The following is a 21165-nucleotide window of genomic DNA, read 5'->3' as shown; positions in this document are numbered from 1 at the left end:
CTTGAAGCATGCGGGCCCCATCGCGTCAATCGGGCCTCCTTGACGCAGGCGCGTGCAGGGGCCCTACCGGTGCCCTGAAACTGCGGCCGGCCGGTGCTCCCTTCCACATGAAGGAGGGGTATATCTGGGGACAGTGACAGACGGTCACGGGTAGTCGGCGAGGGCGCGAAATGATCGAGAGGCGGAACGGATTCGGACAGGCCATCGGGCCGGAGGTTGCGGGTTGGACGTCGCGTCCCCGGCCGCCGCGCACGCCCATGCAGGGCAGGACCTGCCGTCTGGAGCCGTATGAGCCACGCCATGCCACCGGGCTTTTCGCCGCCTATAGCGAGGATGGGGAAGGGCGCAACTGGACCTATCTCGGGTACAGCCCCGCCGCGACGCAGGCGGAGTTCGAGAAATTCGCCGAGGCGACCTATACGGGTGAGGATCCGCTGTTCCATGTGGTGGTGGATGAGGCGAACGGGCGCGAACTGGGCGTTGCCAGCTACCTGCGGATCGACCCGGCGAACGGTGTGATCGAGGTCGGGCACATCAACTTCTCACCACTCATGCAAGGCAGCGTGCAGTCGACAGAGGCGATGTACCTGATGATGCGCCGGGTGTTCGACGAGTTGGGCTATCGCCGCTACGAGTGGAAATGCGACGCGCTGAACGCTCCCTCGCGGCGGGCCGCCGGGCGGCTCGGCTTTTCCTACGAGGGCACGTTCCGCCAGGCGATGATCTACAAGGGGCGCAACCGCGACACGGCCTGGTTCTCGATCCTCGACAGCGAGTGGCCGCATCTGCGCACGGCATTCGAAGCCTGGCTCGCGCCGGAGAATTTCGACCTGCAGGGCCGGCAGATCCAGCGTCTGGAGGATATCCGGTCGCAGGCGCGCTGAGAGCGACTCAGTCGAACATGCGGTCGCCCTGCTCGTCGATGATCTGACGGGCTTTGCGCGCGGCGAACTCCGCTGCCTGTTCCTCGCTCGGCATCAGGTCGGCACGAATGAAGTCGTGGGTCCGGGTGTCGCCGTCGTCGAAGGTGCGGGCGATGGAGCCGGCAACCTGCCACTGGCCATCGCGCGCGGTCGGCGCCGGCGTGATGAGGTAGCCCTTGTATTCCTGCGTCTGGTGGCGCGAGGCTGCCGGGCCCTTGTCGCCGCCGCCGCCGAACAGTCCGCCGAAGAGCTTCCCGAAAACCATTGCCCGTCCTTCCGTCTTTGTCTGCCCCGCGCCGGGGCAAGTGTCTGCTGTCCCGCCGACCGCTTCAACCCCGCCGGCGACCTGGGACCGCCGTCGCTATTCGTGAAAATGGTCGTAGATCGTGCGTGCAACCGTTTCGGAGACGCCGTCCACAGCCATCAGGTCGTCGATGCCGGCCTTGGAGACCGCCTTGGCCGTGCCGAAGTGGCGCAGCAGGGCGCGCTTGCGGCTGGGGCCGATGCCGGCGATCTCGTCGAGCGGACTGCGCGCGATGTCCTTCTTGCGCCGCGCCCGGTGCGTGCCAATGGCGAAGCGGTGGGCCTCGTCGCGCAGCCGCTGGACGAAGTAGAGCACCGGATCGCGCTCCGGCAGCATGAAGGACGGCTTGCCGGGGATGAAGAACTTCTCCCGTCCCGCGTCGCGGTCCGGGCCCTTGGCGATGCCCACCAGCGGCACGTCCTCGATGCCGAGGGCGGTCAGCGTCTCGCGCGCCGCATTGAGCTGTCCCAGGCCGCCGTCGATGAAGACCAGGTCCGGCCATGCCGGAATTGTGCTGGTGTCCTCGGCCGTCTCCTCGTCCGGGTTTGCCGTCTCGGGGGGGGGCGCTGCCGCCTTGCGCTCCTCGGCATGCTCCTTGAGCAGGCGCGAGAAGCGCCGGGTCAGGACCTCGCGCATCATGCCGTAGTCGTCGCCCGGAACGAGGTCCTCGGAGCGGATGTTGAACTTGCGGTACTGGCCCTTGGCGAAGCCTTCCGGCCCGGCGACGATCATGCCGCCGACCGCGTTGGTGCCCATGATATGCGAGTTGTCGTAGACCTCGATCCGGCGCGGCGTTGCGGCCAGGCCGAAGGCCTCGCCCACCCCCTTGAGCAGGCGCGCATGGCTGCTGGTCTCGGCGAGCCGCCGTCCGAGCGCCTCGCGCGCATTCTTGTGGGCGTGCTCGACCAGCTCGCGTTTTTCGCCCCGCTGGGGCACGGCGACCTCGACCTTGTGTCCGGCGCGCTCGGAAAGGGCGGCGGAGAGCAGCGCCCGCTCCTCGATCTCGTGCGACAGCAGCACCAGCCGGGGCACCGGCTTGTCGTCGTAGAACTGCGCCAGGAAGCTCTCCAGCACCTCCGCCACGTCCAGCGAGCGGTCGGCGCGCGGGAAGAGGGCATGGTTGCCCCAGTTCTGGCCGGTGCGGAAGAAGAACACCTGAATGCAGTACTGCCCGCCTTCCTCGTGGATGGCGAAGACGTCCGCTTCTTCCACGTTCTGCGGGTTGATGCCCTGGTGCGACTGGATGTGGGAGAGGGCGGCGAGACGGTCGCGATAGACCGCCGCACGCTCGAAATCGAGCGTCTCGGAGGCCGCCTCCATCTGGCGGGCGAGGTCCTTCTTCACCATCTGGCTGCGGCCGGACAGGAAGGATTTCGCCTCCGCGACGAGGCCGGCATAGTCCTCCTGGTCGATCTCGCCGGTGCACGGACCTGCGCAGCGCTTGATCTGGTAGAGCAGGCAGGGCCGGCTGCGATTGGCGTAGTAGCTGTCGGTGCAGTTGCGGATCAGGAACGCCTTCTGCAGCGCGTTGATCGTCCGGTTGACCGCGCCGGCGGAGGCGAAGGGGCCGAAATAGCTGCCCTTGCGCCGGCGTGCGCCGCGGTGCTTGACGAGAGCAGGGGACTCGTGGTCGCCGGTGACGAGAATGTACGGGAACGACTTGTCGTCGCGCAGCAGCACGTTGAACCGCGGCCGCAGGCGCTTGATCAGGTTGGCCTCGAGCAGCAGCGCCTCGGTTTCCGTGCCCGTGGTCACGAATTCCATCGACGCGGTTGCCATGATCATCCGCATGATGCGGTTGGACTGGCCCTGCAGGCGCGTGTAGCTCGTCACCCGCTTCTTCAGCGAGCGCGCCTTGCCGACGTAAAGAACCGTGCCTTCCTCGTCGAGCATGCGATAGACGCCCGGTCCGAGCGGCAGCCTTCGCACGAAATGCGAGATGACGTCGACGCCGCGCGCGTCCGGGCCGAGCGGAGAGGGCTCTGCCTCGAAGACCGGCATGGGCACGCGCCCGCCGCCCTCACCGGTCGCACCGTCCCCGGTCTCGGCGGTCTCGTCGGCGTCCAGATCGTCGACCGCATCGTCTGGCAGATCGTCGTCGGCCAGCTCGTTGTTGGGGGGGAGGTCGTTCTTGCGTCCGCTCATTCGGCGATGCCTACGACGTCCGGGGTCTCCCAGGCAAGATGCTGGCCACCGTCGAGGGCGATCATCTGGCCGGTGATCGAAGGCGTCTCCCACAGGTAGCGGATGGTGCGCCCGAACTCCTCCAGCGCGGGGCCGCGCCTCATGAGCACCGCCTCGGTCTGGCGGGCGAAGTCGGACGCCTGCTGGCGCGTGTTGGCAAGCGTCGGGCCCGGGCCGATGCCGTTGACGCGGATTCGCGGGGCGAGCCCCTGCGCCAGCGTCTGTGTCGCCGCCCACAGCGCCGCCTTGGACAGGGTGTAGGAAAAGAACTGCGGCGTCAGCTTCCACACGCGCTGGTCGATGATGTTGACCACAAGTCCGGTCATGCCCGTCGGCAGGGCGTTGGCCATCTCCTGGGTCAGGAAGATCGGCGCGCGGGTGTGGATCGCCATGTGCTTTTCGTAGCGATCCAGCTCCAGCTCGCCGATCTCGTCCTTTTCGAAGATCGAGGCGCTGTTGACCAGCAGGCGGACGGGGCCGAGCTGCGCGCGGGCTGCGGCCATGATCCGGCCCGGCGTGTCGGGAAGCGTCAGGTCACCGGCAACGATGCAGGCGCGCCCGCCACGTGCGGCGATATCGGTTGCCAGGGCTTCCGCCTCGGACAGCGAGCGGTGGGCATGGATCGCCACCCGAAAGCCGTTGGCCGCGAGATCCTCGGCGATCGACCTGCCGATGCGCAGGGCCGCGCCCGTCACCAGGGCTACGGGAGACTGCTCGTTGCTGGCGGGCATCTGGGAAACGGACATGGCGACTCGCTGGTTGTCGAAATGGACGAGAGATCAGCGGGTCTTACGCGAATTCGGGACAGCCCGATCAGGCGATCTTGCCCGTCTGGAACACGACGAAAATGTACAGGGCGTACAACGCGCAAAGAATGATACCGGATGGCCAGCGGATGGTCACCTTGAACGCGGCGAAGGCGAGCACCAGCAGGGCGCAGGCAAGCATCGCCCACAGGTCGAGGCGCAGGACTTCCGGCGGAACCTGCAGCGGCACAACCATCGAGGTGATGCCCATGATCGCGACCAGATTGAAGATGTTGGAGCCGATGACATTGCCGAGCGCGACGGCCGCGTGACCGCGAATCGCGGCCATCAGCGAGGTCATGAGCTCGGGCAGCGATGTGCCGAGAGCGACCACGGTCAGGCCGATCACAGCATCGGAGACACCCCAGTCGCGAGCCAGTGCCGAGGCGCCCTCGATGGTGAAATGCGCGCCGAGCGGCAGGCCGATCAGGCCGAGGACGATGAACAGGATGGCAAGGCCGACATTGTCCGGCACGCCCTCGACCTCGTCGAAGGGCAGGTCCTCGTCGCCGTCGGCAACGGCCGCGGCGCCGACATTCTGGGCGCGGTGCCTGCGGGTGGCGCGCACCGATTCCCACAGGAAGAGCGCAAGCAGCACCAACAGGATCGTCCCGTCGAGGCGCGAGATCGGGCTATGGAAGGCCATGCCGATGAAGATGGCGGTGATCGCCACCATGAACACCGAGTTGCGGACCGCGCCGTTCTCGTCGCAGGACGTGGCGGCGAACAGGGCCGGCAAACCGAGAACCGCCAGCACATTGGCGATATTGGACCCGACCACATTGCCGATGGCGATGCCCGAGAGGCCATCGATTGCCGCGCGTAGCGAGATCACGAGCTCGGGAGCGCTGGTGCCGAAGGCGACGATCGTCAGGCCGATCACAAGCGTGGGAATGCCGAGCCGCTCCGCAACACTCACCGACCCGCGAACCAGAACGTCACCGGCGACGATCAGGACGACGAGACCTCCCACGAGGCTGACATAGTCGATGAGCATGAAGCTGTGGCACCCGGCTGCGAGGTGGACGGATTGTCGTACGTGCTGGTCAGCAAGGACTTTGCGGTCTCGCGCGGTGCACCAGATGGCGCCTGGGCGCTGCCCGCTGAAGACCTGCCCTATATATGCATTTACCCGGAGATGAAAAGCCCGGTCGTGGCGGGGCGGTCCCGTTCCCCTGCGCCGCGGACCCTGTCTGTTCTATCGATGCCCTATGGTAACCAATCGGTTACCATGTCACCGAAAAATCATCCATTGCCACGGGATCTCCCCATTTTGTCTCGGGCAGCGCCACATTCACCCGTCATAGGTGAGCGTCTGGGGGGCCGGGTTTGCTCGGGATTCTGTCCTGCATGCCCGCTTGTTCCACGTGGTAACTGGAGTATTCACATGAAGCGTCTAGCTGCTGCCGGCCTTGCTGCGGCCGCCGCATTTGCGGCGAGTGCCCCGGCTTTCGCGGCCGACCTTCCGCAGCCCGAACAGCCCTACACCTACACGGATCCGGTTCCTGCGGAACGGTTCGACTGGTCCGGGTTCTATTTCGGTGGGCATCTCGGTTGGAACTGGTCCGACTATAGCGTCTCCAACGGTGTAACCGGTCGATTCAACAACCATGACAATGGCGTCACCGGTGGTGTCCATGCCGGTTACAACTACATGGTCACGCCGAACTTCCTGCTCGGTGCCGAAGCCGACTTCAGCCTCAGCGACATCGAGAAGTCGCGCACTGTCGCCGGCGTCAACTACAAGACCTCGAGCAGCTGGAACAGCACGGTGCGCGCACGCGCCGGTTGGGCCTTCGACCGCTTCCTGGTCTACGGTACCGGTGGTCTTGCGATCGCCGACGTCGATGCGTCCGCCAACGGCGCTTCCGATAGCGTGGCCCGTATCGGCTGGACGGCAGGTGCCGGTGTCGAGGGTGCAGTCACCCAGAACGTGACGGCTCGCCTCGAGTACCAGTATCAGGACTACGGCACCACGAACTTCGGTCTCGGTGGCCAGACCTACAAGAACAAGCTGGACAACAACCAGGTTCGGTTCGGTCTCAGCTACAAGTTCTGATCCCTCCCGGGACGAACAGACGCCAGGGGGAGTCGCAGTGCGGCTCCCCTTGTCGCTTTTCAGGGGCCGTTCGGTCGCTGACGGACAGCTTGCGCGCCTTGCCAGCCGCGTGAAGGCTTCCTAGCCTCGAGGGAACCCAGCAAGAGGTTCCCCATTGCCCCACACCGCCCCTTCTCCCGACAGTTCCGAGATCTTCGCCTTCCTGCCGATGTACGACTGGCCGGAAGTCCGCACGCAGACCGACCGTCTGTGGTCGCTCCTGCGCCAAGCGCTCGCCGACCTCGGGCTCGGTGCGCCCCGGCAGCTGGAGCGCGGGCGCGAGCTGATGGACGGCTGGCAGGATCCGTCCCTGCTGTTAGGCCAGACGTGCGGCCTGCCCCTGGTGCGCCATCTCCTGGACCGTGTCTGCGTGCTCGGATCGCCCGACTACGGGCTGCCCGATTGCCCGCCCGGCCATTACTGCTCGGTCGTTGTTGTACGCGAGGGGGACCCGGCGGCTTCGCTCGCCGAGCTTCGCGGGCGCCGGCTGGCCTACAATCACCCCGGCTCGCAGTCGGGGGAGGGGGCGCTGCGGCACGTGCTTGCACCGATTGCCGAGGGCAAGTCGTTCTTTTCGTCGGTGATGGAGACCGGATCTCACCGGGCCGCGCTCAAGGCCGTGGCCGCAGGAGAGGCGGATGCGGCAACGCTCGATGCCATGAGCTACCGGCTGGCGCAGGCGCATGAGCCAGCCGCGCGCAGCGTCCGGGTGTTGCTGGCGACGCCTCCGACGCCAGGCCTTCCCATGATCACCGCACGGGGCAATCGCGACAAGGTTCCGATGCTGCGCCAGGCTGTGGCTGAGGCGATTGCGGCCGCGCCGCAGGACCTGCGCACGGCGCTGTCGCTGCACGGCTTTGCCGCCTTCGATGCGGATGACTACAAGGTCATCGCCGAGCGCGACCGGCATGCGGTCGCGCTCGGTTATCCTGTTCTTGCCTGAGTTACGTCCTCAGGCGGTGATGCGCGTTTCGGCGAAGGACGGCACGGCCGCCTCGAAGGCGTCGAGCCAGGCGACGAGCTTGGGATGATCGGCCCGCCAGCTGCCTGCAAAGCGCAGGTCGAGGTAGCCGAGAGCGCAAGCGACGCCGATCTGACCCACATCGGGCGTGCCGCCGGCCGGCACCGCTGCCGGCGGGGTCGCCTCGAGAACGCCGAGCGCACGGGTGACCTTCTCGCCCTGATAGGCCAGCCAGTCGGCATGGCGGCGTTCCTCGGGCCGGAAGCGCGCCTCGTAGACCTGCAGCAGGGCGGCGTCCATCAGCCCGTCGGCAAGGGCCGCAAGGCACAGTGCGTCGAAGCGGGCTTCGCCGTTGGGAATGATCCGTCCGCCGCCGGCGAGATGGTCGAGATATTCCAGGATCACACGGCTGTCGAACAGCACCTTGCCGTTCTCCAGAACGAGGGCAGGGATCTTGCCGAGCGGGTTCTGGCCGCGGATCGAATCCTGCGGGTCGAGCGTGTCGGTCATCTCGACCTTGATACGGTCCTTCAGGCCGAGGCTGGCTGCCGCGATCTTGATCTTGCGGCCGAAGGGCGAGGGCGGGGAAGAACGAAGCACGAGCACGGGGGAGCCTCCGGTTTTGTTGTGGCGCGGGAACAGTGCTGCGGATCGGGGAGCCCGGTCGCAGGGCAGGCCTGCGGCACGGTGGGGGACGTGGCGTTGCCGAAATTTTCTCTGGCAGCGACGTTCTCTGGTTAACGCGGTTTTGCGTTGTCTGTCCACGACTTGAAAAACAACAGAGATTTCAGAATGTTGTTGATACGAATTGTCGTAGCGGCGGTAAGGTCTCGTTAAAGGGCGGTTCCTAGCGTGGCGGAAACCGGGGCTGCGGGCCCGTCTCTCCCCTTGTCCGCCACTCACCAAGGATCCGACATGCGGCTTTCGCTTCACACTCCGTTCGGAGCGTTTTGCAAGGCGCTTTGCCTGTCGGCCGCGGTCTATGCGGTGTCCGGCCCGTCGCTCGCCCCGTATCGTCCGGACATCATCGACCTGCCGCTCAGCCGTTATCATCAGGCGGTCAACGAGATGCTCTCCGACCAGACGCCCATGCTGGCGATGGTGACGGAGCCGCTGAAGGCATCGCCCCATCACGTCCGCCAGCAAATCGAGGGCATGCTGCGCCGTTGAGCCGCTTGCGCCTCAGCGTGGATGCTGGCGCGTCCAGCTGTTGGGTCTGGAGGCATTGCGGCAATCGTCCGGTCCCTCGAACCGTTCCATCCTGAAGGCGTGGTCCTGCCAGGACCAGCTGGCGCGATAGCCGCACACGCGGTCGCCCGGGCCGACATACTCGGCCTCCAGCAGGCCGGTGGCATGGTCGAAGCGGACATTCGACAGAAGGTCGGTGCCGGTCCAGCCGAAGCGCGGATCATGCAGGGCAAAGTGCAGCGTCTCGATGCCGCCGATCTCGCCGGTGTCGCGCATGTAGAGGCGATAGGTCACCGTCTTGCCCGAGGCGGTGCAGGGAATGGCATAGAGCACCGCCGTTTGTCCCAGTGCGGCGATGGGGACGCTGACACTGCGGAAGGCGTCGCTGTCCGTTGCCTCGCAGTCGCTGCTGCGGGCATGGCGCTCCAGAACGGCGTAGGGAATGCCGAGCGCGGCGACCGCTTCGCTGCGCGTGGGGGCTGCAACCTCGGCAAGGGCAGGGGCTGCGATCTTCGGCGAGGCGGGCAGGCTCATCTGTGCGCTCATCGCCTCCAGTCCGGCCGTCAGACCGTCCAGCGAGAAGACCGCATCATGGGCCTCGGCGACCGCGTCGAGATAGGAGATGCGCAGGCGCGTGCCGCCGCGCATGGCGGTCAGCAGCTTGCGCCCGGTCGCGCCATCGGTGACGAAGAAGCGGCGGGCGTCGCCATGAAGGGCGAATTCGCCGGGGCGCAGCACATGGACGAGGTTGCCGTCGACCTCCCACTGCATGGCACGGATGTCGTCCGGGCGGGCGGCGCCAACAGCAAGTTCCAGCGCGAGCGCATCGCCGCTGGGGGAAAGGGCGAGTGCGAAAAGCGGTTCGCCGCTCAGCTCCTCGCGCCCCTGTGTCGCCAGCCGGCAGGTCTCGCGCGTTTCGCAGTCGAGCTGCCAGTCGGCGAAGACCTCGGCGCGAACGGGCGCGGGTGACAGTCCGGCCAGCAGGCAGAAGGCAACGGCGGCCGCCCGGAGGAGGAGGGAGAGGCGTGCGCGGGGCTCGTGCCGCCTAGCGGCCGGGGGCGGGGACATTGATCTGCCTTTGCGTGCAGCCGCGCCGGTCGACCCAGCGGCAGGAGCGGAACTGGAGGTCTCGCGTGAAGCATACACGCACCTCGCTCAGCCGTCCGGCCTCGCAGGTGACGGCGATGGCATTGTCGCGCAGGCCCGGATTGGCGAGGCGGAAGGCGGTCTCCACCGCGTCCGGCGCAACGCGGCCGCCGGCCTCCAGGTTCGTGAAGGCGGCCGGGATCCGCAGCTTCTGCAGTGCCTTGCGGGAGAGGTCGAAATAGGCCTCCGGGCTCAGCCCGCTGCAGCTGCCATGCTTGCGCCATTGGTGCCGGACAAGGCCCCGGCTCGGCATGATGTCGAGCATGCCGTCGACCGTGCGGTGCGAAAGGTCGCGGCCGTAGTCGTTGCGGCAGAATTCGGGATAGCCGCGTTCGTATTGCGGCCAAAGCCCATGCAGGACGAAGCGGAATGGGCGGGTGGTCCGGCACTGCATCGGGTCGGCGGAGCGTCCGGCCCGGGCGCAGTAGGACGGGGACCAGGACAGCGACAAGACATAGTAGTCGAAGCGGCCCGCCTCGTCGGCCGCCGCGCGCATCGGCCCGCTCGGGGCCAGAAGCACAAGGGCTGCCATCGCAAGGACCACTGCCAAGGCGCGGGCGCAGCCCCGCCGAAGCTGCGAACGGACGGTCTGCCGCATCATGCCTGTCCTGCCGTATCGGGGCTGCTCAGTGGGGGCGAACCGTCCGGCAGCGCGCGTCATAGACCCGCCACGGGTCGACGCCGGCAACGCAGGCCTGGAGGTTCCAGGAAATCCCGACGAAGCCGCTGTGCTCCATGATGGCGTAGTAGACGCGGCGCTCGCGCCCGTCGCTCATCTGCGCCCGCGCCTCGCAGTAGCGGCGGGCATAGGGGCTGGGCTGGTCAACCTTGTAGCCCGTCTCGACGATGCGATGCATCTCGCGGATCTTGAGGCCGCCGCTATAGACCGGATCGGCGCCGGCAATGTGGCCCATGACGGCGCCCTGGACGGACATGGCCTCGCAGTCGGGCACGCGCGGCTCGCCGTTCCAGGAGAAATAGGGCCGCTCGCCGGCGGCCGCAGGCAGGGCCAGGACGACGGCCAGGACGGCGCCGGACAGGCTGCGCAGAAGCGGGCGGGCAAAATCGGTCATGCGGCGATCTCCTCGGCGGCCAGGACTGAACCCGTGGACGATGCGTCAGCGGATTGCCCCGGTCAAGCGCCCGGATGCCTCGACCGGGTCGTTCGCCCGCTGCTACTCGCCGGTCAGGTCGAAGACCTTCCACTCGGCGCCGCGTCCCTGCTGCAGGGTTTCGGTCAGCCAGGGCAGCAGGGTCTGCAACTCGCTGCGCAGTACCCATGGGGCGTTGATCATGATCAGGCCGCTGCCGGCCATCGGCTTGTCGGGGGCCGGCCGGCCTGCGAAATGCTCGACGACCGAGATCCGGGTGATGCCGGAGACCGACATGGCGTCATAGAAGCGCTTGACCAGCTTGCGGTCCTTGATCGGGTACCAGGCCATGTAGACGCCGGTGCCGAAACGGCGCCAGGCCTTGTAGAGGCCGGAGGCCATGCGCTCGAATTCGTTCTGTTCCTCGAAGGCCGGATCGACGACGACGAGGGCCCGCGTTTCCTTCGGTGGCACGAAGCTCTTGATCGCGTGCCAGCCGTCGAGCTCGATCACCTTGGTGTGGTAGTCGCCGGCGAAGAGTTCGGCGAGCTTGGCCGCATCGAGCGGATGCAGCTCGGTCGCCGTCAGCCGGTCCTGCTCGCGCATCAGCTTGCGGGCAAGCAGCGGCGAGCCGGGATAAAGCGACAGCTTGCCGCTGCCGCCATTCACTTCGCGCACCACGTCGAGCCAGGGCGCCAGCAGCTCGGCCACCTTGGGCGGCTGCGGCGTCTCCAGCACCCGGGCGATGCCCTGCTTCCACTCGCCGGTGCGCTGGGCATCGCCCTTCGTCAGGTCGTAGAGGCCGAGACCGGCATGAGTGTCGATGACCCGGAAGGGCGTGTCCTTGGTCTTCAGATAGGTGAGGATGCGGGCAAGGGTTGCGTGCTTGAGCACATCGCCGATATTGCCCGCATGAAAGGCGTGCCGATAGTTCACGCTGAAACTCCTTGCTGTTCCGCAGGCACCACCGCCCGGGCCAGGTAGACGACCGCCTTGTCGCCATGGTCGTTGGCGCCGATCTCCGTAAAGCCGAGCCGCCGATGAAAGCGCAGGGAGCCTGGATTCGCCGGCCGCGTGTTGACCTCGCAGGCGAGCGGCAGGGCCGCCCTGTCGGGATCGGCGGCCAGCAGGGCGAGCAACGCGCGATAAAGGCGCTCGCCGGTGCCGGACCCGCGCGCAGCCGGCGCAAGGGCAATGCGGTCGACATAGGAGAAGCGGCCGAGATTGTCCTTCAGCCAGGCGAAGTTGCGGCTGTCGTACTCGGCCGTCTCGTCGAGGCAGACCATCAGGCCGATGACCCCGTCCGGGCCCACTGCGACCAGCGTGTGGCGGCTTTGGGCCGCCAGGGCGCGCAGCTCCTCGGGGACAAGGCTGTTGACCGCCGGCAGGCTCGCCTCGTTTGCGGCGAGCGCTCCGTCGGTATCGGCGGGCGTGAAGGGGCGAATGTCGATCATGTCCGGTCTATGGCTGCTTGCCGCCCGCCTTGCAAGCCCTCCAATTTCGCGACTGCTGCAAGGCCGGGACGGCACAAGGCGCGCGAGGGCAGGAAGGTCTCCCGCGCGCGTGGCGAGGGAGAGGGCTGTGTGAAGGGGCATGAAAAATGAAAGACGGCGGCCATCGCTGGCCGCCGCCATGTCTGTTCGCTCGGGTGCCGCAGGCCAGGGGCGCGGCAGCCCGGTAAGGTTCGAGCGATACGAGGCGGCTTACGCCTCCTCGTCGCCGCCTTCCTCGATCTTCAGTTCGACGGCCTTCGGGCCCTTGCCGTGCCGGTCCGGCTCGGTCTCGAACGAGACGCGCTGGCCGCTGTCCAGGCTGGTGAGGCCGGAGCGCTCGACCGCCGAGATGTGCACGAAGACATCGGCATCGCCGTTATCCGGCATGATGAAACCGAAGCCCTTGTCGGACTTGAAGAACTTCACGACGCCAGTCTGGCGCGGACCGCGCTCCACCGGAGGTCCGCGACGCGGGCCGCGATCGCCGCCCTCACGCGGGCCGCCGAAGCGATCACCGCCACCGCCGCCGCGCGGACCACGGTCGCCGCCACCGCCGAAGCGATCGCCGCCACCGAACCGGTCACCGCCGCCGCGCGGGCCGCGATCACCGCCGCCGCCGAAGCGGTCGCCGCCGCCTTCACGCGGGCCGCCGAAACGATCACCGCCGCCGCGCGGACCACGGTCGCCGCCACCGCCGAAGCGATCGCCGCCACCGAACCGGTCACCGCCGCCACGCGGGCCGCGATCGCCGCCCTCACGCGGGCCGCCGAAACGATCACCGCCACCGCGCGGACCGCGGTCGCCACCGCCGCCGAAGCGGTCGCCCGACGCAAACGGCTCTTCCGGCACGAATCCCGGCTCGGGAGCAGTCCAACCAGCTTCGCCGAAACTGTCGCGCCGTCCGCCCCGTTCGGGCTTGTTGCGCTTGCCATGGTCGAAACCAGCGTCGAATTCGTCCCCGTCCCCACCATAGTCCTTCGAACCGCCGCGCCGCTTTCCCTGCCGACGATTGTCCGAACGCCAGTCTTCCATGTTCACATCACCTTGTAAGAGCCTGCCGCAGCAGCCGCTCGCAGATCTTCATCGTCCGGCGCAGGGCTGCCTTCTCAGTCCTTGCCACGCCAGGTTCCATATGCGGCTGTCAGCCACACTCCGTCGCACGACTTCCCCAGAGGAATTCCGCCGCGACCGTGCAGCGTGACCAATTTCGATGACTTGTGTCTTGCCGAACCGTCCGAACTCACGATTTCGGCACCCGCGCACCGCTCCAGCCTTGCCAACCGCGCGTATATCATACGGTCTTGTGAGGCTTCCGGGCAAGGAAAACCCTTGCAACCCGTGTCGCCGGCGGCATTTTCGCAAATGCGAGACGGGGGCGAGCGGCATTTGCCCTGACCGAAATGACAGGTGCGGCGCCCGCGGCCGGGCATTTCGGTGTCCGGCGGTTGCCAGACCACCTGCGGGCGGGTTACCTGAGCGCCAGTGTCTGTGGCGGCTCCGGGGGAGCGCGCAGACCTTTCAGCGACCGCAGGTTCGGCCATCGCAAGTCCAGCGGCCGGGCGCATTCATCCCATTCAGCCGACGGGAGCCGTCATGTCGGAAATGCAGGGCCAGGAGCCCCCCATCCAGATCATCGTCATCCCGGTCACCGCCTTCCAGCAGAACTGCTCGGTCATCTTCGACCGCGAGACCAAGGCCGGTGCGGTGATCGATCCGGGCGGCGATGTGGAGCGCATTCTCGGCGCGCTGGAGGAGCACGGGGTCAAGGTGGAAAAGATCGTCCTGACCCATGGCCACATCGATCATGTGGGCGGGGCGGCGGAGCTTGCCGAACGGCTGTCCGTTCCTGTGCTCGGCCCGCATGAGGCGGACCGGCCGCTTCTTGAGAGGGTGGAGCAGCAGGCGCGCGAGTTCGGCGTGGGCGACGTGCGCTCGGTCGAGCCCGACACCTGGCTGTCGGAAGGCGATGCTCTGACTATGGCCGGGCGCAGCTTCCAGATCCTGCACTGCCCGGGCCACGCGCCGGGGCATCTGGTGTTCTTCGATCCCGAATTGCGGTTCGCGATTTCGGGCGATGTGCTGTTCGCCGGCTCCGTCGGCCGCACCGATCTGCCCGGCGGCAACCACGAAACGCTGATCGCCTCGATCCGCGACAAGATGCTGCCGCTCGGCGACGACGTCACGTTCCTGCCTGGCCACGGCCCGGCCTCGACCATCGGTCACGAACGGCGGACCAATCCGTATCTGAGGTGAGAGCGCTGCACCTTGCAGCAAGCCCTGTTGCGGTCCGGCGGGCACTTCCGGCCGGCCCGCATGTCGGCTGGGGGGCAGGTCGGGGACGGTGCTTTTCCCGTGCGACCGGCCTGCCTGGTTACAGCAGGCTGCGCAGCACCTCGATCTTGTCGTTCACCAGCCAGCCATAATAGTTCTCGACCGGCCAGGCCTGCGTCCCTGCTGCCCGGCGGCGGCGATACTCGGACGCACGCGCCCAGGGGTCGCCGAGATTGTAGAGCGTGGCGGTCAGTCCCGGGTTCTTCGAGATGTCGACATTGGCGACGACCTTGTAGGCGTCGATGGCGTCTCGCAGGATCGCGGCCATGTAGTGGAGCGAGCGGCCCGGATCCATCGCCGCGCGATAGATCTCCTGCTCGTTGGCCGGCGACAGCTTGTCCAGCCCGCTGGTCTTGGCCACCTTGTCGCTCATCATCAGCACGGTCAGCGGCGACAACTGGCCGAGGCCGAAGCTCTGGCCGGCGAAGAGCGGCTGGAAGAATGCCTCGTTGAAGGTCTTCGGCGGAAAGCGGGTGCCGTCGACGCGCTTGCCGCGGAAGGTGCTGTCCCACACCCGCTGGTAGCAGTTCCAGAGCGTGTTGGTGTCCTTGCGCCCGGCATTGCAGCGCTCGAATTGCGGGCGCTTCACGAAGTCCTCGACATGTTCTCCGCCGAGCGAGAACTCCATGCGGATGCCCGCATAGCTCAGCGCCTTGACGTAATAGGATTGGGCACTGTCGAGGCTGTCGTAATTGTAGGTGTGCTCGCCGACGATGGCGCCCAGCATGTGCACCGGGTCGATACCGTAGAGCCCGGCCACGCGCTTGATGTCGCGGATCAACCGGCTGTCGCGGCGCAGGACGCCCACGATCCGCTCGAACTTGGCGTCATAGCCGGCATTGCCGGCGGCGGTGCGGCGGGCGGAGGCGAAGGGAATACGTGGCTGCGTCGCATGACGATTGCCCGGCGGGACAGCGGTTGCCGCGTTCGCCTCGCTGGTCAGGGCGGGAAAACCGTCGGATCCGTCGGGCGCAGGCATGAAGGCGAGCAACACGGTGGCGAGGACCGCATTGACAGCCGTTTTCCGGCCTCGGGCAATAAGTCTGTTCATGGTTGCCACGGCTGTCCGGCGCTGCGGGTTCGGGATGCCCTGTCCATATACCGGCAAACCGATGCGTGGGAAGGGTTGTTGCAGGGTCCTGCATTCACGCGGGCGAACATTTCTCAAGGTGTTGCGCCGTGCCCACGGCTTGAGACTGGCGAGGGGGGAGGAAAAGGTCATGCGGATCGCTGTGTCTGGTCGTTTGCGGTGGGGGCGGTGTGGGCAGGCAGTTGCGGATCGGGAGGGGCGATGGCCGTTGCCGCCGGCCCCATCAGCAGTTGGACCGAGCGCGGCACGTCGAATTCGCGCAGAAAAGCCTCGTGTCGGCGCAGGCCGCATATCTCGCGCTGGATCAGCACGTTCCACAGGGCCTCTCCAGCTTCCGCATGGCGTCGATGCCAGCGCCGGCGTGCGTCCTCGGCAGCTTCCGGTTCGGCCTCGTGAAACCGCCGAGCGCTCGCCTGCAGTCGCTGAAGCGAGGCTGCGAGCGCCTTGTTGAGGCGCACCAGGGTGGCGACGCGCTCCGTCTCGGCCTCCTCGCGGAAGAGGTCGCCGAGCATTTCGTCGGGCTGGCGCCGCCGCAGGCTTTCGGGGAGACGGAGCGTCATGAACCGCCCGCCTTTGCCTGCGTGTTCGTCTGCCCATGCGCCGTCGCTGTGTGGATCACCCCGCCGCCCTGGGCTCTGGCGACACCGGTCGTGGTGGGAAAGCTGATCGGCAAGGCGCGCAAGGTGCGGGCGGCGAGAAGCGCGAAACACTCGGCCTCGACCGCATCGCCCCGCCAGCCGAAGTCTTCCGACATCAGCACCTCGACCCCGGCGCGGGCTGCGATCTCGCGCCGCATGACCGGATTGTGGCGCCCGCCGCCGCACAGGACCAGCCGCTGCGGGCGGGCCGGCAGCCGGTCGAGCGCCTTGGCGACCGCGCCGGCGGTGAAGGCGGTCAGCGTGGCGGCGCCGTCTTCGTCCGACAGGCCGTCGGCCATGGCGGAGGTGAAGTCGTTGCGGTCGAGAGACTTCGGGTAGGGCGCGGTCAGATAGGAGTGTTCAAGCAGCCGGGCGAGGCGGTCCTCGTCGACTTGTCCGGCGGCGGCGATGCGGCCGTCGCGGTCCATGCTGCCGCGTCCCTTGCGGCCGATCCAGTCGTTGAGCGGGGCGTTGGCCGGGCCTGTGTCGAAGGCATGCGGCACTCCGGCTGCATCGACCCAGGTGATGTTGGCAACGCCGCCGAGATTGAGCACGGCGGTGTCGGGGCCGGCTTCCGCGCGCTTCAGCAGCGCAGCATGATAGATGCCGGCAAGCGGTGCCCCCTGGCCGCCTGCGGCCATGTCGGCACTGCGGAAATCGTTGACGACGGTGATGCCGAGGCGGCGGGCCATCGCCGCGCCATCGCCAAGCTGGCGGGTGCGGCCGGTCCGCGCCGCGGTCGGAGCCCGGTGCAGCACCGTCTGGCCGTGGAAGCCGACGGCGGCGACCTCTGCATGCGGCAGGCCGACCTCCTCCAGGAAGGCTGCGACGGCCTCTGCCTGGGCTTCAGTGATGCGGGCTTCGGCTTTGGCGAAGATCTCCGGCTCGTCGCCGGAAAAACCCCAGTCGGCAGCCTGGGCGAGGGTTTCGACCAGCAGCGGGCGCAGGTCAGCCGGATAGGGCGCCAGCGTCCACGGGCCGAACTCGGAAATCGTCTCGCCGTCGCTGCGCAGCAGCGCCACGTCGATATTGCCGTCGAGCACCGTGCCGGTCATCAGGCCGACGGTCCATTCCTGCCGGATCATTCAAAGGCTCCCCTCCGGCCATTGCGCCGCCGCCGGGCCCTGCTGGCCTGCCGCACGACTTGCGCAATCGCCGTCATCGCTCGCGATATTCCTCAATCGCGTCATAAGTGTAGCATGAGAATGACCGGTTGAGGCGGGCGGCGAAGTGACCTGTGTCACGTTCCGGTGAGAGCCGGGCCTTCAGTTTGCCCGGGATCGGCACATGCGGTAGCGCTCGGCCAGCAGGTCGTTGAGGCCGGGGTCCTCGGGCCGGGCGAGCAGCGCGTCCCAGGTGCCGTCGGCGCGCAAGCTCTCCACCGTACAGCTGCAGGTGGCGCGGCAGGCGGCTTCCTCTCCGGTGATGGTACAGCTCTGCACGCATTGCTCGACAAAGGTCTCGGCCGAGCGGTCCGGCGTCAGGCCGAGGGTCGCCGCCGTCCACACCAGGCCGAAAAGGACCGGCTGGTGCACCAGGTAGACGAGCAGCGAATGGCGTCCGGCGAGTGCGGCAAGACGCGTTGCCGGCCCCTGTGCGGTCCAGGTCGCGAGGCGCGCGAAGAGCCCGAAGGCGAGCGCCAGCCGGGCCGCGACGATGCCCGCCAGGATCGCCGCCATCCACGGCAGGAGCGGCACGTAGTCGACCGCCAGCGGCGGGGCGGCGAGAAGGCCCGTCCACACCAGCCAGGCATCGCCGGGAAAGCTCAGCGAAATGACGTGGGGCAAGGCGAGAGCGGCAATCGCCAGCCCGGCCACCAGCCAGAGCGGCGCGCGAAGCGCCGGCAGCGCCAGCAGCGAACCGGCGGCGATCGCATGCAGGATGCCGAAGCGGACATATTGTCCGGAGAGCGCGAAATAGGTGGCCAGGCTGATGGCCGCGGCCGCAAGGGCGATCTTGCCGGCGCGGCGCAGGGCGCGCTCCAGCCGCAGTCCCTTGCGATGGGTGAGGACCTGGCCGACGCCGACGAGGAACAGAAAGCTCGCCGCGATGGATATGGCGAAGAGCCGCCAGCCGAGGCCGGAATCGACGGGCCAGTCGACCACGCCGAACCACTTCAGGTCCCAGGAAAAGTGATAAACCGCCATGGCAGCGAGCGCGATCCCGCGCGCCACGTCCAGCGCATCGATCCTGCCGGAATGGGGAAGGGCGGATGCGGGGGCGGTGTCGGTCACGATCGTCTCCCGTGCTGTCAGGCCGGGCTGGCCGGCTCGGTCTTGGGCGGGACGACGGGCGGCACGATGGTGGGACCTGTCGCGACCTCGCGCGGGGCGCGCGAGAACATCGGCACCAGCTGCACCGCCAGGATTGCCGCGAATATCAGGGCGCAGCCAACGAGCCCCGCCGGACCCAGCCGCTCGCCCAGCAGCAGGGCTCCGAACAGGGCGGCGAACAGCGCTTCGGAGGACAGCAGGATCGCGGCGTCCGCCGCCCGCGTCCAGCGCTGGCCGATGGCCTGCAGGGTGAAGGCAAGGCCGCCGGAAACAAGGCCGGTATAGAGAAGCTCCGGGCCGGCTGCCATCACAGCGCCCATGCTGACCGGCTCAAGCAGCAGGCCGGGGATGATCGCTGCCGTTCCAACCACCGCGAACTGCCAGACCGACAGCAAGACCGGGCGCGCGTAGTGGCGCACCACGCTGCCGATCATGCCGACATGCAGCGCGCAGAAGATCGCGCAGACGAGCATGAGGATATCGCCGGTGGTCAGCGCGGACAGCGCGCCGCCGCCCAGCAGATAGATGCCGCCCAGCGTGATCAGAGAGGCGGGCCACACCACCGGATGCGGTTTTTCGCGAAAGGCCAGCAGGGCGACCAGCGGCGTCAGCACCACATAGATGCCGGTGAGAAAGCCGGCATTGGTCACCGTGGTGGTGAGCAGGCCGATCTGCTGCAGGGAGATTGCCGCGAAGAACACCAGCCCGAGCGCGGTGAAGGCACCGGCGGTTCGCAGGTCGAGCGGCCGGTCCCGGCGCAGGCGCGATTCGAAAAGGGCGAAGGGGAGGACCGCGAGCGCTGCCATCAGGAAGCGGATGCCCGTGAAGGTCAGCGGTCCGACATGCTCCATCGCCGTGGACTGCGCCACGAAGGCGGACCCCCAGATCAGGGCGGTCAGAAGCAGAAGCGTGTTGGCGAGTGAGCGGCTCATCTGCCTCCGCTACCGGAAAGGCGGAGCGCCCGCAAGCGCCTTGATGGAGCGTTGAAAATCAGCCGTTGGGGAAGGCGTAGCAGAAGACCAGCGTCAGGAAGAAGGCAGCGCTGGTGACGCGAAGGGCGATCGGCCAGGGTGAAGGCTTTTGTACGCTGAGCGTATCGGCGTGAAGGTCGGTGTTCTCGTCTGCCTGTATGCGGTCCGTGAAGTTCATGCGGTATCTCCGACCTCTTCCCTCGCCGACGAAGAGTTAACCGTCATGGTTAACAATGTGTAAATGGCGAAGGGAGGCGGGAGAGAGGATATCCAGAGAAATCGTCTTTGCCTGTGGGTGACGCTGCGGCGTCAAAGGTCCAGCGCGTCCAGGCCGGCTTCCAGGTGATCGGCGAAAAGCGGCATGCCGATCAAGTATTTGGCCGTTGATCGGAAGGCCCGGTCGCGGGCATCGTCGACCGCTTGCTCGAAATCGTCGGCTTCGTAGTCGCCGCGGCCGATCCACACGGTGGCCACAAGCTCGGCGGCCTCGTCGACGTTAAGATCCGCGATCAGTTCGGCCAATTCCTCGGCCGACAGGTCGTCGGTTTCCTCTTCGGCGAGCCCGTCATGGGCATGGCTGTCCTGAAGCGTGTCGGTGTCGAACTCGATCTCCCGGTCGCGGCCGTCTTCATAACCGCCGTCAAGGTCCGAGGCCGAGGCTGCGCGGGCCTTTTGGACCAGCATGCGCATTGTCGCCGGAGAAAGTGTCAGATTGACCGCCATGGCTTGCATTCAGCTCCCGTCTTGCGCGGGGCGGTGTCGGCCTGGCTGGCGGGGGATCGCGCCGCGCAGTCTCGTGCCGAAGTCCGTCCCTGTCCGGACACTTGCTGCAAGCCGCAGCCGGTACCTTGATCCATCGCAACAACGTGTCGCGAGCCGGCAGGTTATCCCCTGTGGGCTTGCCGGCGGCTTGCCATGATGAGCCTACGCGCTGACGGGTTGCTTTGCCAGTGGCCTCATTCGGGGCGACAGGCCTTCCAGTGAAGAGGGCGCAGGGCGTCCCCGTGCCGTCAGCGGTCCTGGGTGACCGCGGCCTTGGGCGGGGCAAGGTCCTTGAGCGAATGGGTCAGCGGGCCGCCGAACAGGGTAAGCGAGGCGGCGAAGAGCAGGCCGACGCCGACGGCGGTGGCCAGCAGCATGGCTGCCCGTTCCTCGTCGCTCCGGTTGCGGCTGGTGGCACGGACGCTGCGGCCCGCGGCGGCGCTGAGGGAGAGGGTACGCATCACGAATTCCTGTGGTCGTTCGAGCGGGAGCGGATGCTGGCCAGAAGACCGTGCGACAGGCGCTTGCCGAGCACGGTCACCAGCACCAGCATGCTGCCGAAGGCAGCAAGCAGGACGCCCATCGTCCAGTCCTCGACGACGAGGCTGCCGGAGGCGCGGGCGGCGGAGGCGATCAGCAGGGCGGGCAAAGCTCCGAGGACGGCAATGGCAAGGGCGCTGAGCGTCTTGCCGAAGCGGGTGCCGGAACGGCGGCGGGACGAGCTGGATGTGGAACGCATGACTTTTCTCCGTCCATTCGGACTTGCCTGATGGGGAGAAGGTGACTGGCGAGTTGGACTTCCCAAAGCCGCCAATCGGGCGCTTCCTGTGTCATTTCGCGGCAGAACCGTGGCGGTCCGGTTAACAGATCCTGTAAATTTGGTGCGTCCCCTTTACCGAATATCAG

General features: G+C 67.4%; 26 protein-coding genes. 6 read left to right on the top strand and 20 right to left on the bottom strand.

The window, feature by feature from the left end; genetic code table 11:
- Window positions 1-257: 257 nt before the first annotated feature.
- Complete coding sequence (locus tag ACVJ6E_RS12365; protein WP_491676461.1) at window positions 258-884, top strand: GNAT family N-acetyltransferase; 627 nt, start codon at window positions 258-260, stop codon at window positions 882-884.
- Window positions 885-891: 7 nt separating this feature from the next.
- Here the strand turns inward: ACVJ6E_RS12365 and ACVJ6E_RS12360 are convergent, their stop codons facing one another.
- The 4 genes from ACVJ6E_RS12360 to ACVJ6E_RS12345 all read right to left on the bottom strand — a co-directional run bounded on the left by ACVJ6E_RS12360 (window position 892) and on the right by ACVJ6E_RS12345 (window position 5214).
- Entirely contained in the window at window positions 892-1188 is a 297-nt protein-coding gene (locus tag ACVJ6E_RS12360; RefSeq protein ID WP_120267037.1) for an HlyU family transcriptional regulator, read from the bottom strand.
- Between the two features lie 96 nt (window positions 1189-1284).
- Entirely contained in the window at window positions 1285-3372 is a 2088-nt protein-coding gene (gene uvrC / locus ACVJ6E_RS12355; protein ID WP_120267038.1) for an excinuclease ABC subunit UvrC, read from the bottom strand.
- Window positions 3369-4157 (bottom strand): SDR family oxidoreductase, encoded by a 789-nt coding sequence (locus ACVJ6E_RS12350; protein WP_491676460.1) that lies wholly within the window; start codon window positions 4155-4157, stop codon window positions 3369-3371. Before ACVJ6E_RS12350 ends, uvrC begins: the two co-directional genes overlap by 4 nt.
- A gap of 67 nt (window positions 4158-4224) precedes the next feature.
- On the bottom strand, window positions 4225-5214 hold the full coding sequence (locus ACVJ6E_RS12345) for a calcium/sodium antiporter (protein ID WP_120267039.1): 990 nt from the start codon (window positions 5212-5214) through the stop codon (window positions 4225-4227).
- A gap of 390 nt (window positions 5215-5604) precedes the next feature.
- Between ACVJ6E_RS12345 and ACVJ6E_RS12340 the strand changes: the two genes are divergently transcribed.
- Entirely contained in the window at window positions 5605-6276 is a 672-nt protein-coding gene (locus tag ACVJ6E_RS12340; RefSeq protein WP_120267040.1) for an outer membrane protein, read from the top strand.
- 154 nt (window positions 6277-6430) lie between these two features.
- Window positions 6431-7258 carry a PhnD/SsuA/transferrin family substrate-binding protein gene (locus ACVJ6E_RS12335; protein WP_120267041.1) on the top strand — a complete coding sequence of 276 codons (828 nt, stop codon included), beginning with the start codon at window positions 6431-6433 and terminating at the stop codon, window positions 7256-7258.
- Between the two features lie 9 nt (window positions 7259-7267).
- Here ACVJ6E_RS12335 and ACVJ6E_RS12330 read toward each other — a convergent pair whose 3' ends face one another.
- Window positions 7268-7882 carry a glutathione S-transferase family protein gene (locus tag ACVJ6E_RS12330; RefSeq protein WP_120267042.1) on the bottom strand — a complete coding sequence of 205 codons (615 nt, stop codon included), beginning with the start codon at window positions 7880-7882 and terminating at the stop codon, window positions 7268-7270.
- Between the two features lie 309 nt (window positions 7883-8191).
- Here ACVJ6E_RS12330 and ACVJ6E_RS12325 point away from each other — a divergent pair, with 309 nt between their 5' ends.
- Window positions 8192-8446, top strand: coding sequence for a hypothetical protein (locus ACVJ6E_RS12325; RefSeq protein WP_120267043.1), 255 nt, complete (start codon window positions 8192-8194; stop codon window positions 8444-8446).
- A gap of 12 nt (window positions 8447-8458) precedes the next feature.
- Here ACVJ6E_RS12325 and ACVJ6E_RS12320 read toward each other — a convergent pair whose 3' ends face one another.
- The 6 genes from ACVJ6E_RS12320 to ACVJ6E_RS12295 form a co-directional block, all read right to left on the bottom strand.
- Entirely contained in the window at window positions 8459-9532 is a 1074-nt protein-coding gene (locus ACVJ6E_RS12320) for a DUF1176 domain-containing protein (protein WP_120267044.1), read from the bottom strand.
- Window positions 9510-10208: a ribonuclease T2 gene (locus tag ACVJ6E_RS12315; RefSeq protein ID WP_208996592.1), complete on the bottom strand. Its 699-nt coding sequence runs from the start codon at window positions 10206-10208 to the stop codon at window positions 9510-9512. Before ACVJ6E_RS12315 ends, ACVJ6E_RS12320 begins: the two co-directional genes overlap by 23 nt.
- Window positions 10209-10236: 28 nt before the next feature.
- Window positions 10237-10683, bottom strand: coding sequence for a cytoplasmic protein (locus tag ACVJ6E_RS12310; protein WP_120267045.1), 447 nt, complete (start codon window positions 10681-10683; stop codon window positions 10237-10239).
- Between the two features lie 102 nt (window positions 10684-10785).
- A complete protein-coding gene (locus tag ACVJ6E_RS12305; protein WP_120267046.1) occupies window positions 10786-11637 on the bottom strand; it encodes a 23S rRNA (adenine(2030)-N(6))-methyltransferase RlmJ in 852 nt (283 codons plus the stop codon).
- Window positions 11634-12155: a GNAT family N-acetyltransferase gene (locus tag ACVJ6E_RS12300; protein ID WP_120267047.1), complete on the bottom strand. Its 522-nt coding sequence runs from the start codon at window positions 12153-12155 to the stop codon at window positions 11634-11636. The genes ACVJ6E_RS12305 and ACVJ6E_RS12300 overlap by 4 nt, the downstream gene beginning before the upstream one ends.
- A 249-nt stretch (window positions 12156-12404) precedes the next feature.
- A complete protein-coding gene (locus ACVJ6E_RS12295; RefSeq protein ID WP_067218356.1) occupies window positions 12405-12581 on the bottom strand; it encodes a cold-shock protein in 177 nt (58 codons plus the stop codon).
- Between ACVJ6E_RS12295 and ACVJ6E_RS12290 the strand changes: the two genes are divergently transcribed.
- The gene (locus ACVJ6E_RS12290) at window positions 12546-13244 is read left to right on the top strand and encodes a hypothetical protein (protein WP_491676459.1); all 699 of its coding nucleotides are present in this window, start codon (window positions 12546-12548) and stop codon (window positions 13242-13244) included. The two genes, ACVJ6E_RS12295 and ACVJ6E_RS12290, sit on opposite strands and share 36 nt — an antisense overlap.
- A gap of 543 nt (window positions 13245-13787) precedes the next feature.
- Window positions 13788-14447, top strand: coding sequence for an MBL fold metallo-hydrolase (locus ACVJ6E_RS12285; RefSeq protein WP_120267049.1), 660 nt, complete (start codon window positions 13788-13790; stop codon window positions 14445-14447).
- A 118-nt stretch (window positions 14448-14565) separates the two neighbouring features.
- Here the strand turns inward: ACVJ6E_RS12285 and ACVJ6E_RS12280 are convergent, their stop codons facing one another.
- From ACVJ6E_RS12280 to ACVJ6E_RS12240, 9 genes are all read right to left on the bottom strand, one after another.
- Complete coding sequence (locus ACVJ6E_RS12280; protein WP_120267050.1) at window positions 14566-15576, bottom strand: DUF1402 family protein; 1011 nt, start codon at window positions 15574-15576, stop codon at window positions 14566-14568.
- Between the two features lie 167 nt (window positions 15577-15743).
- On the bottom strand, window positions 15744-16175 hold the full coding sequence (locus tag ACVJ6E_RS12275) for a DUF6665 family protein (RefSeq protein ID WP_199680953.1): 432 nt from the start codon (window positions 16173-16175) through the stop codon (window positions 15744-15746).
- Window positions 16172-17338 (bottom strand): anhydro-N-acetylmuramic acid kinase, encoded by a 1167-nt coding sequence (locus ACVJ6E_RS12270; protein ID WP_120267051.1) that lies wholly within the window; start codon window positions 17336-17338, stop codon window positions 16172-16174. Before ACVJ6E_RS12270 ends, ACVJ6E_RS12275 begins: the two co-directional genes overlap by 4 nt.
- 180 nt (window positions 17339-17518) lie before the next feature.
- Window positions 17519-18487 carry a heparan-alpha-glucosaminide N-acetyltransferase gene (locus tag ACVJ6E_RS12265; RefSeq protein ID WP_199680955.1) on the bottom strand — a complete coding sequence of 323 codons (969 nt, stop codon included), beginning with the start codon at window positions 18485-18487 and terminating at the stop codon, window positions 17519-17521.
- A gap of 17 nt (window positions 18488-18504) precedes the next feature.
- The gene (locus ACVJ6E_RS12260; RefSeq protein ID WP_120267052.1) at window positions 18505-19458 is read right to left on the bottom strand and encodes a DMT family transporter; all 954 of its coding nucleotides are present in this window, start codon (window positions 19456-19458) and stop codon (window positions 18505-18507) included.
- Window positions 19459-19516: 58 nt separating this feature from the next.
- Window positions 19517-19675, bottom strand: coding sequence for a hypothetical protein (locus tag ACVJ6E_RS12255; RefSeq protein ID WP_158592601.1), 159 nt, complete (start codon window positions 19673-19675; stop codon window positions 19517-19519).
- 131 nt (window positions 19676-19806) lie between these two features.
- Window positions 19807-20220 carry a DUF3775 domain-containing protein gene (locus ACVJ6E_RS12250; protein ID WP_120268271.1) on the bottom strand — a complete coding sequence of 138 codons (414 nt, stop codon included), beginning with the start codon at window positions 20218-20220 and terminating at the stop codon, window positions 19807-19809.
- Window positions 20221-20507: 287 nt separating this feature from the next.
- Window positions 20508-20720 carry a hypothetical protein gene (locus tag ACVJ6E_RS12245; protein WP_120267053.1) on the bottom strand — a complete coding sequence of 71 codons (213 nt, stop codon included), beginning with the start codon at window positions 20718-20720 and terminating at the stop codon, window positions 20508-20510.
- A complete protein-coding gene (locus tag ACVJ6E_RS12240) occupies window positions 20720-20998 on the bottom strand; it encodes a hypothetical protein (RefSeq protein WP_120267054.1) in 279 nt (92 codons plus the stop codon). Before ACVJ6E_RS12240 ends, ACVJ6E_RS12245 begins: the two co-directional genes overlap by 1 nt.
- Window positions 20999-21165 lie beyond the last annotated feature (167 nt).

It is taken from the genome of Stappia sp. G46H5W, from assembly GCF_058448995.1.
The sequence above is the reverse complement of the archived record's forward strand: the minus strand, read 5'-3'. Positions and strand labels throughout refer to the sequence as shown.